Source organism: Psychrobacter sp. 72-O-c, from assembly GCF_904846605.1.
Taxonomy (GTDB): domain Bacteria; phylum Pseudomonadota; class Gammaproteobacteria; order Pseudomonadales; family Moraxellaceae; genus Psychrobacter.
Map to the genome: position 1 here is coordinate 21,894 of NZ_CAJHBI010000035.1, position 10,147 is coordinate 32,040.

General features: G+C 40.9%; 8 protein-coding genes. 5 read left to right on the plus strand and 3 right to left on the minus strand.

What is annotated here, in order from left to right; translation table 11 throughout:
- Positions 1–466 precede the first annotated feature (466 nt).
- The 3 genes from recF to dnaA all read right to left on the minus strand — a co-directional run bounded on the left by recF (position 467) and on the right by dnaA (position 4,733).
- Positions 467–1,693, minus strand: coding sequence for a DNA replication/repair protein RecF (recF, locus tag JMX97_RS11550; protein ID WP_201558289.1), 1,227 nt, complete (start codon positions 1,691–1,693; stop codon positions 467–469).
- A gap of 139 nt (positions 1,694–1,832) precedes the next feature.
- The gene (dnaN, locus tag JMX97_RS11555; protein ID WP_201558291.1) at positions 1,833–3,008 is read right to left on the minus strand and encodes a DNA polymerase III subunit beta; all 1,176 of its coding nucleotides are present in this window, start codon (positions 3,006–3,008) and stop codon (positions 1,833–1,835) included.
- A gap of 216 nt (positions 3,009–3,224) precedes the next feature.
- The gene (gene dnaA, locus JMX97_RS11560) at positions 3,225–4,733 is read right to left on the minus strand and encodes a chromosomal replication initiator protein DnaA (RefSeq protein WP_201558293.1); all 1,509 of its coding nucleotides are present in this window, start codon (positions 4,731–4,733) and stop codon (positions 3,225–3,227) included.
- Positions 4,734–5,334: 601 nt separating this feature from the next.
- Here dnaA and rpmH point away from each other — a divergent pair.
- The 5 genes from rpmH to mnmE all read left to right on the plus strand — a co-directional run bounded on the left by rpmH (position 5,335) and on the right by mnmE (position 10,022).
- The gene (gene rpmH, locus JMX97_RS11565; RefSeq protein ID WP_007394757.1) at positions 5,335–5,469 is read left to right on the plus strand and encodes a 50S ribosomal protein L34; all 135 of its coding nucleotides are present in this window, start codon (positions 5,335–5,337) and stop codon (positions 5,467–5,469) included.
- Between the two features lie 238 nt (positions 5,470–5,707).
- Complete coding sequence (gene rnpA, locus JMX97_RS11570) at positions 5,708–6,079, plus strand: ribonuclease P protein component (RefSeq protein ID WP_201558295.1); 372 nt, start codon at positions 5,708–5,710, stop codon at positions 6,077–6,079.
- Position 6,080: 1 nt separating this feature from the next.
- Positions 6,081–6,470 (plus strand): membrane protein insertion efficiency factor YidD, encoded by a 390-nt coding sequence (gene yidD / locus JMX97_RS11575; RefSeq protein ID WP_201558296.1) that lies wholly within the window; start codon positions 6,081–6,083, stop codon positions 6,468–6,470.
- A 196-nt stretch (positions 6,471–6,666) separates the two neighbouring features.
- A complete protein-coding gene (yidC, locus tag JMX97_RS11580; protein ID WP_201558297.1) occupies positions 6,667–8,361 on the plus strand; it encodes a membrane protein insertase YidC in 1,695 nt (564 codons plus the stop codon).
- A gap of 206 nt (positions 8,362–8,567) precedes the next feature.
- Complete coding sequence (gene mnmE, locus JMX97_RS11585) at positions 8,568–10,022, plus strand: tRNA uridine-5-carboxymethylaminomethyl(34) synthesis GTPase MnmE (RefSeq protein ID WP_201558300.1); 1,455 nt, start codon at positions 8,568–8,570, stop codon at positions 10,020–10,022.
- The last annotated feature ends 125 nt before the right edge of the window (positions 10,023–10,147 follow it).

Sequence of the window (10,147 nt, forward strand, 5' to 3'; positions counted from 1 at the left end):
TTCGCGTTAAACGTTTTAGTCAAAAGGTTTCAGTTAAAACATTTAATTAAAACCTAATGGCAGCGTATAAAAGATGAAAACCGTTGAATTATTAAACTAACCACAATCTTCGTTTTGTTCAAGACATTATTAAAGGGATGATTATTAAATAAAACCACTAATTATCAAACACTTAGCGCTTTATAGCCATCAATAACAAACGATGTAAAGCTATCAGATAATTTGCTGAAAACAGGACAAAAATAAAGCCTTATTTTAGCATTTTTTTGCCTCTAAGTCACTGTTTACTGGCTGTTTTATCCCTACCGATGCAGTAAGTCGTGATTGTGAAAATCTACTGAAAATAACTGCACATATGAGTATGGATAACGGCAAATATAGTCGATACAGAAAGAATATTAGATAGGATTGATAAAGGTAATAGAATTAAGAAATTAAAATAAATACAGCAATAGATAAATAAGGATTAATAAGGTGAAAGTACGCCATGTTTCACGTGAAACACGTTTGATGTTGACCAGTATTTTTCAATAAGTGGTAAAACATCAGCGGTCAAACTGGTCATTATGACCTGACAAGGCAGCTGCGCTAAAGTTGATAATAGAATATCTATCGCCCTATCATCTAGCTCTGCAGTGATGTCATCGAGCAAGACCACAGGGGTGGCATTGGCATGATTAGAAATTTGTGCAGCACCTGCTCCCTCTGTACTATTGGGTAGCTCTGAGCTATTGAGTAGCAAAGGTAATTGCGACAAACGCAGCGCGGTGATCAACAGTTTTTTTTCACCGCGGGACAGTATATTTGCTGCTTGTTCTTTTATTGTGGGTAGCTTAACTGCAGTGGATACGGGAGACTCTTTTTCCATCGCGGTAGCAGTCACGGATTGGCTATTATTTTCAGAACGCCAATGGACATGAATATCAGCACGGTGGCTGCCGATACGGGTATAACCCAATTGCAAATCTTGTGTTAAGCGCTCTGCTAGCTGTTCATCAAGAGGAATACTAGCATCATAACCAGCATTATAGCTTAAGCTCAGCTGCTGGGCATAAGACGGTAACAGTTGCTGAATACTTTCTTCAAAATAAGGCTGCCATGCCTCAAAAATACGCACGCGGTAATGGTGAATTAGCGCGGCGTGACTGGCTAGCCCCTTATCCCATGCTTTTAGCTCTGCATGCTGGCTCTGAGATAGATGCTTGGTTTGTTTAAGCAGACTGTTGCGCTGCTTTAATAAACGCTGGTACGCTACCCATTGTGGATGAAAGCCTTGTTTCATGTGAAACACTAACCAGTCTAATAGTTGGCGACGACTGGCACTGCCCTGCTCTAACATATCCATCGTTGATGGGTCTATCAATAGCGTTGGCAGCTGCTCCGTTAAGATGCTTTGATTATAAACAGTGGTTTTATTCAGACGTAGAACAGTCGTCGCATCCGTTTGTTTTTGAATGGCTAAGGTACTACCATCGGTAAGCTCAGCATGTACTATTGCTGCTGGCTGATGATGTTGGACGTAGCGTTTGGGCTGACTGTGACGGAAGCTTTTACCGCGCGACAGTAAGAATATGGCTTCCAGAAGCGAGGTTTTACCACTACCATTGGCGCCAATAATGACATTACAGGCAGCCGTCTGTAGGTTAACTTGACTAAGGTTACGCAGATGCGAGACTTGTAGACGTTCAATCATAATACTTACAACCGTCCGTTTATATTGCCTATCATCGTATGAATAAGTTGCGGTAATTGAGTAAAACTGGCTAAGTAACTCATTTAAATAGCTTAGTTAACTAGCTCAATCAAGTAGATTTAGTAATAAATACTAATCACTATATGCGCATTGGCATAATCACATACTGATGTAAGTCATCATTAAGCTGATTAACCAGTACTGAGGCATTGGATTGGCTCATATGCATCTGTAGATCACCTTGGATAACGCCAAGCACGTCTTGCAGATAAGCAGCATTAAACGACAGCTCCATCGGCTCACCTTCATACTTAGCTTGTATCATCTCAACCGCTTCATCTTGTTCAGCATTATTAGCGCGTACTTCCACCATACCGTCGCTGGCGAAATTAAATACCACACCGCGAGACTTCTCATTACTTAAAATAGCCACACGGCGCAGTACATCAGTCATTTTTTCTTGATTAAATAATGCTAATTTATCGGTACTGCTAGGCATAACACGACGATAGTCAGGAAATTTACCATCAATAAGGCGCGCAGTGAACGTCACCATTAAATCTTGGCTGACTTGTCCTGTGCTATCCACATCGCCAAACGGTAAGCTCACTTGCAAAAACTCACGACCGAAACTTAACGTCACCGCGTTGTCTTGATCGCTGAGCATTTTTCCCAACTCAGTGGTTAAACGCTCAAGCTCAATCACCGCTTTGCGCGGTAAGATAGCCTGCATATTTAGATCCGCGCTAACATCAATGACACTACGAGCTAAGGCCAATCTATGACCGTCGGTAGCAACGGTCGTTAGTTGCTGCTGAGAGACATCAAACAGCATACCAGTTAAATAATAACGCACATCTTGAATTGCCATCGCAAACTGAGTTTTATGTATTAAGTCAGTCAGACGGCTACGGCTGATAGTAAGTGGCGTAATATTTTCAGGATTGCCCAAGCTTGGATAGTCCTCGCTTGGTAGCGTTCCTAGTGTGAATCGGCTTTTGCCACTAGTGAGTAGACAGCGCTCGTTTTCTTGGGTCGCAAGATTGACTTGTGCTTGGCCAGGTAATGACTTGCAAATATCTTTTAGTTTCATCGCCGGTAAGGTAGTCGTACCAGGCTCAATACAAGCGCCCGCCGTTAATTTAAGAGTTGACGTCAGCTCTACTTCTAAGTCAGAAGCGGTTAATATCAGCTCAGATTCAGACAGCTGTAGCTTGATATTGCCTAAGATAACCATGTTATGGCGTTTATCGGCAGCCTTGGCGATTAAATTAATGGCTTTTAGTAACGACTCTCGATTAATCGATAATTGCATGCTGAGTTACTCTTATTTGAATGACTATTATTTTACTGAGTTTTATTTCAATGTCTTTAAGCTAAATTAGCGACTCTTAGTTATATAGATATAAGCATATAAAGTGACAGTTAATATAATTGCTAACAAGACGATATTTATGAGCGAACATGTTTTGTTTTGAACCATTATAAACCATATTTACGGGCTAAAACACACTAGTAATACTGACCTTTATTATGCTTGTAGCATCATCGCTAACGACTTATAATCCTTATCAAACGCAGGATCTGCCGCTCGCAGTTGCGCCACTTTGTCACAGCCATGCATCACCGTTGTGTGATCGCGACCTCCAAATGACTGTCCGATATCTGGATAACTATCACCAGTGAGCTCGCGCGATAATGCCATAGCGATCTGGCGCGGGCGGGCAATACTGCGTGTACGTTTGCGACCCATCAAGTCCTTGACGCTTACATCATAATACTCAGCGACTACTTTACGGATATTATCCATATTAACGGCTTGTACACGCATAGCAACAATATCTTTTAGCGCATATTGCACCATCTCAAGCGTGATCGGCGCACCCGTTAAGTTAGCGTTAGCAAACACTTGATTTAACGCGCCCTCCAAACGTCTGACATTAGAGACCACATTTTGGGCAATAAATAACGCACAGTCTTTGGGCAATGTCATCCCATACCAAGCTGCTTTTTTCTGTAATATCTGCACACGTGTATCAATTTCAGGGGGATCAACAGCTACCGTTAAACCCCAAGAAAAACGCGAGCGAAAGCGTTCATCAAACTCAGTCATTTGTGAAGGATGACGGTCAGAAGCTAAAATAAGCTGCTTATCACCACTGGTAAAATCAGCAAATAATGTTAAGAATTCATTGCTACTTTTAGTCTTACCAGCCAATACATGAATATCATCAACAATTAACAAATCTACTTTTTTTATTTTCTTTTTAAAATCTTCTATTTTATTATTTCTTAATGAATATACTAATTGATTAATAAATTTTTCAGAAGTAAAATAATAAAAACTTCTATTATTTTTTAAATAGCGATGTGCTACCGAATGCATTAAATGCGTTTTTCCCAAGCCAGAAGGCCCGTATATAAACAGAGGATTGTGTCTATTTTTTGACTGACGCTTACTTAACTCATAACAGGCCTTATAGGCGAGGTTATTAGATTTACCAGTGACAAAAGTTTCGAAGGTAAAGTCGGGGTTCAGATAGCTTAACGACTTGGCATCAGCAGCCTCAACAAGCGCAGCGTGCTGCATATTGCCATCACTATCTGCCTGATTGTTTGAGTTGCTGTTTAAGTTATTATTTGAATAATTATTTGAATGACTGTCTGCATTCCTATTACTGGTTTTTGATGCTTGAGACCCTAGGGGAGGGGAGAGGCTATCTTCACCAAATAAAGAACCTGATGCTTGAGACTCACTATCTGCAGTCTCATGACTGGTATCACTATGATTGGCATTATCGACTCGGACAATAACCTCTTCAATGCTACCTTGGCTATGCTTAGCTACCAATTCCTGAATATCATGCAAATGGTTTTTTTTGATGTAAGAAACAAAATAATCATTAGGGGCACGAATGACTAGTGTTTGTGCTTCCTGATGTGCCGACAGGGGTCTCAACCACATAGTGAATACGTTATCTTTGACATGATAGCGTAAGTCATCTAAGCATTTATCCCAAAGTGTAGCAGTGTCTATCATGAAAGATACTAACCTTATAACCTAATGTAATTCGATTATTTGAGCGCTCATATCATCTCTCTAAAAACTAGTATAGAGTCTGCGAGTCACCCAAAATTAAGTGGCGCAAAACAGCCGTTTGCGCTGGATGCCAATCTAACATAAACACCTGTGGATAACATCTTATTTTTTGTGGATAAGACTGTGGATAGTTTTGTGGATAAGTCAAAATACAAAGTTATCCATATTTCACCCACAGGTTGTCCACAGGGTTACCCCTAGTCTAGTCTCTTGATAATAAAGGATAAAATCGACTTAACCACAGATATTATACCTCCCAATAACAACAATACTTATATATATTAATCTTTAATTATTATAGAACACGAACTTTTCTGTGGATAACTTTGTAAACTGAAATAAAAGAAGCTCTCTAATTTCATTTTTCACAGTAAAATATAATTCATAATAATAACCTAAAACTTAGCTAAGTGGTCTTGGTTATCTACAACCATTAGTAAAAAATATTTGGCAAAGAGGATTAGTTGATTGACGAAAAATTTATGAAATGATATAATCCTTCGCTATTACGAATTTAGTCCATTATTTTGATAGGTGAGTTATGAAACGTACATTCCAACCAAGCGTGATCAAACGCAAGCGTACTCACGGTTTCCGTGCTCGTATGGCTACTAAAAAAGGCCGTCAAGTCTTAGCACGTCGCCGCGCTAAAGGCCGTCATCGTCTTACCGTATAATCTAATTAATCGGTAACATACGATGTCCATGGCTTATGATGCCTGTTGTGTGTCTATGATTTATAAATTACGTATTTATAAATCACGCTAGTTATTGACCGCAGCTGTCACGTAGCCATATATTAAAAGCGCCCATATCGGCGCTTTTTTTGTTGCTTTAATTTGCCATATCTATTCTTTTCTTGATTTTATGCCTCTCATTTTATAACTGTCATTAGCTCTTATTTTAGGTTGTACTATGCCCAATACTGTCTCAGCTACACCTACTGCCTGTTTTACCAAAGAGCAGCGTCTCCTCACTCCAGCGGCCTTTCGTGAGGTGTTTGATGCTCCTGAGCGTAAGCTACATCAGAGCCATCTAATGGCCTTTGTACGCTCTAATACGCACGACCAACCACGCATAGGAATGGCAATTACCAAACGTAAAGTACCTACTGCTGTTACTCGTAATTTAATCAAACGAAAAATACGAGAGCAATTCCGTGGGCAAGCTCATAAGTTAGAAAACAAAGATATTGTTTTTATTATTAAAAGATCTATAAAAGATATCGATAAGAAAGAATTAAATAACCAAATAAACAATATATTTAAAAAGATAGAAAAAAAATAAAATGGAATTATTAATTAAATTTATAAATAATTTTTTCTATAAAATTTTTTATTACTTCATATTTTTTTATCAAAAAATAATTAGTCCTGTAACGCCTGCTCGCTGTCGATATTATCCAACATGTTCAGATTATGGCCAACATGCATTAGCCTGGCATGGGGTTTGGGCAGGCAGTTGGTTACTGTTAAAACGTATCGGTCGCTGTCAGCCATGGGGTGGACATGGCATCGACTTTGTACCGTTACCTTTAATGTCTTATACCTATTATTATTTACCTGTAAATGCGCCTTGCTCTCATGCGAACACATCTACTGTTGCAACACCTAGGCATAACTTTGTCTATCGTGATGGTAGTAGCTATGCTGCTCGCTTAAATTACCTTATGAGATAACAATAACTTCAATGCTTTTTTAGTGCTTTAGACTGCTTACCAGCTTATCTACACTATTGGTATCATTTAAGGTGGTTTTTTAGTAAAATGATGAGCATTTTATGTCAATGACTTCTAATGTTGTGGCGCCTCATAAAGGCTACTACTGGGTTTAGGTCGTGGCATACGCTCAAATTTTTCACTCTAGGATATGTTTATGCAAAAGATATTTCGGGTGATGATCATCGTTGCGATGTTAATCACCGCTTATCTGCTGATTTTAGCATGGCGAGATGATTATGCCGATGCGCCCGCTGTAGACACGGTGCCACAAACTGCAACCTCAGTAGGTGCTGACATTCCATCTACTACTGGTGCAGCAGGTGATATTCCGGTACAAACGCTACCTACTGATGCTGGCTTGGCAGTAACTGTTCCGACTGCATCGGCTAAAGATGCCGGTCTCATCACGGTAACGACCAATCGCTATGATATTAAAATCAATCCAGAAGGCGGCGATGTTGTCTATGCTGCCCTTAAGCAGTATGACGCGAAGCTCGATGGTGATGAGCCTTTTGTATTGCTAGAGAATGATAGCAATCGTGTTTATGTGGCTCAGTCTGGTCTGATTGGTAAAGACGGTATTGATACCGCGGAAGGTCGCGCTAATTACAGTCATACTGCTAATAGTTACGTCATGAAAGAGGGTCAGCAAACGTTATCAGTACCGCTGACTTATAAAAAAGATGGCGTTACGATTACTAAGACCTTTACCTTTACCCATGATAAATACCCTATTGATGTTAGCTATCAAATTCAGAACGCGTCTACGCAGACATGGCAAGGACAGTTATTTGCGCAACTAAAGCGCGATGACAGCAAAGATCCTGGTATGTCTGATAAAGGTGCGCTGAGTATGGCGACTTACCTAGGCGGTGCTTGGGGCACACCTGATGATCCTTATAACAAGCTGAAGTTTGGTGACTTTAGCGATGGTGAATTGACTACGACCACCAGTGATAAAGGTTGGGTCGGCATCGTGCAGCATTATTTTGTATCGGCATGGACACCTGAAAATTTCACTGGTAAGTTCTTTAGCCGTGAAACTGGCGATGAATACTTTATTGGCTTTAACAGTCAGCCTATTAATGTTGCAATGAACAAGCAAGCAACGTTAAGCGCGACACTATACGCAGGGCCAAAAGTACAGTCTGAGCTTAAAGACGTCGCCATTGGTCTGAATCAGACAGTCGATTATGGTCTGTTATGGCCAATCTCAAAAATACTATTTGCTATACTTGATGGTATTCATAACATCATCGGTAACTGGGGCTGGTCAATCATTGGTTTGACGGTCTTAGTTAAGTTTGCCTTGATGTGGTTCTCTAATAAGAGTTACTACTCAATGGCGAAGATGCGAGCTATTGCACCACGTCTAGCAGCGCTTAAAGAAGAGCACGGCAGCGATCGGATGAAAATGTCGCAAGAAATGATGGGTATTTACAAAGAAGAAAAAGTTAACCCAATGGCGGGTTGTCTACCAATATTGATGCAGATGCCTATCTTCTTAGCCTTGTATTGGGTACTGGTTGAGAGTGTCGAGTTGCGTCACGCGCCATGGATCTTATGGATTCAGGATTTATCAGCGATGGATCCGTGGTTTATTTTGCCACTACTAATGGGTGCTTCTATGTTTGTTCAGCAGCAGCTAAACCCGCAGCCAACTGATCCCATGCAAGCAAAAGTAATGAAGTTTTTACCAATTATCTTTACCGCTTTCATGCTGTTCTTCCCAGCAGGTTTGGTATTGTACTGGACAGTGAATAACTTGTTTAGTATGATCCATCAATATATCGTCAATAAAAAAGTTCAAGAAGAGCAGAAGCTGCGTACCGTTAAGGTTCTTGATTAATTGACTGTTTGATTGCTAGCTAGTCAGGTTAACGACCAACAAAAACCATCGCTCTAGCGGTGGTTTTTTTATGCAATATTTCGTCTTTTTATGCTTATAAAAACCAAATAAGAAATGCCAAACACTGTTATATAAAGTTTGTTTTGTCAGGCCAGTCTGAGCCGTCTATAATGGAGTTTTAGTTATTGAGAGTAAGTGTGGATTCTATCACAACGTCGTCACCGCCAGCTAATACAGCCGAACTGTCTAGTTCCTCTGGACCAGCCACGATTGCTGCTATTGCAACGCCGCTGGGCCGTGGCGGGGTAGGTATTATTCGTCTGTCAGGAGTAAAGGCGCATGCTATTGCTTGTCAGCTAACGGGTAAGTCGGCTTTCACACCGAGACTGGCCAGTTTCTGCCGTTTTTATCAGGCGGATGGTACGGTCATTGATGAAGGTTTGGTGCTGTATTTTAAAGCGCCGCATTCATTCACTGGTGAAGACGTGATTGAGTTACAAGGTCATGGCGGTATGATATTACAGAGTCAGTTGTTAGCGCGAGCCTTTGAGTTAGGCGCGCGGCAAGCTAGTGCTGGAGAGTTCTCTTATCGCGCTTTTGATAATGATAAATTAGACTTGGTACAAGCAGAAGCTATTGCCGATGCTATTGATGCGACCAGCGCCGCTGCTGCTAGTAGCGCCATACGCTCATTAAGTGGCGAGTTTTCGCAAAAGATTAATCAGTTACTAGAACAGCTAATCCATCTGCGTTTGCATGTTGAGGCGGCAATTGACTTCCCTGATGAAGAGGACGTAGACTTTTTATCCGATGGGGTGATTCAGGATAAGCTTGAGCAGACCCAAGCACAAATTGATCAAGTATTAGCAACCGCCAAACAAGGTCAGCTATTACGCGATGGCATTCACGTGGTATTAGCAGGTAGACCTAATGCGGGTAAATCTAGTTTGCTCAACCGTCTAGCAGGTCAAGAGCGCGCTATCGTCACCGAAGTGCCAGGTACTACCCGAGATACGTTGCAAGAAACGGTAGTATTGAATGGTTTAACGCTACATTTGACTGATACTGCTGGCTTGCGTGATACCGAAGACACCGTAGAGCGTATCGGTATCGAGCGCGCCCACACTGCTATTAAACAGGCTGATATATTAATAATGGTCTATGATGTTACTCGTGATATCGAGGACAATGGTACGCCGTTGCAACTAGCAGAACAGCTGTTTGGCGAGTTGCCAGAGGCCAAGCGCTTACTAATCATTGCCAATAAAAGCGACTTATTGAGCGGCAAATTGAATAATAATATGCCCGATAACGATGTTTCCGCTTCTCAAAACCAGATGAAAAGTCAGGGCTATGAACAAGTACATGTTTCATGTGAAACAGGTGCTGGTATCGAAAGTCTAATTGAGGCTTTGTGTGCTAAGGTAGGATTTCACCCCCCTGAGAATAGCTTGATTGCGCGTACTCGGCACTTAGATGCATTAAGGCGAACTGCTGATTATCTAGCAGAGGCACATGAGCAATTAACGGTATTTAGCGCAGGTGAGTTAGTTGCTGAAAGCTTACGCCAAGGGCAGATTAGCTTAGGCGAGATTACTGGTGAATTTAGCGCAGATGACTTATTGGGTAAGATTTTTGGTAGTTTTTGTATTGGTAAATAATATAGTCAGTTCACAATAAAAAAAATACAGCCCATATCATGAAACAGTTTAGGCAGATTATTCTCCATCCAGCCTTGGCGTAGAAATTTAGCTTGTGCCCACTTCTTCTCGATAGGATTTAGATC

Excerpts from the sequence above, each read along its gene's own strand:
- yidC (WP_201558297.1), top strand. The coding sequence starts at position 6,667 with ATGCAAAAGATATTTCGGGTGATGATCATCGTTGCGATGTTAATCACC.
- rnpA (WP_201558295.1), top strand. The coding sequence starts at position 5,708 with ATGCCCAATACTGTCTCAGCTACACCTACTGCCTGTTTTACCAAAGAG.
- dnaA (WP_201558293.1), bottom strand. The coding sequence starts at position 4,733 with ATGATAGACACTGCTACACTTTGGGATAAATGCTTAGATGACTTACGC.
- recF (WP_201558289.1), bottom strand. The coding sequence starts at position 1,693 with ATGATTGAACGTCTACAAGTCTCGCATCTGCGTAACCTTAGTCAAGTT.
- rpmH (WP_007394757.1), top strand. The coding sequence starts at position 5,335 with ATGAAACGTACATTCCAACCAAGCGTGATCAAACGCAAGCGTACTCAC.
- yidD (WP_201558296.1), top strand. The coding sequence starts at position 6,081 with ATGGAATTATTAATTAAATTTATAAATAATTTTTTCTATAAAATTTTT.
- dnaN (WP_201558291.1), bottom strand. The coding sequence starts at position 3,008 with ATGCAATTATCGATTAATCGAGAGTCGTTACTAAAAGCCATTAATTTA.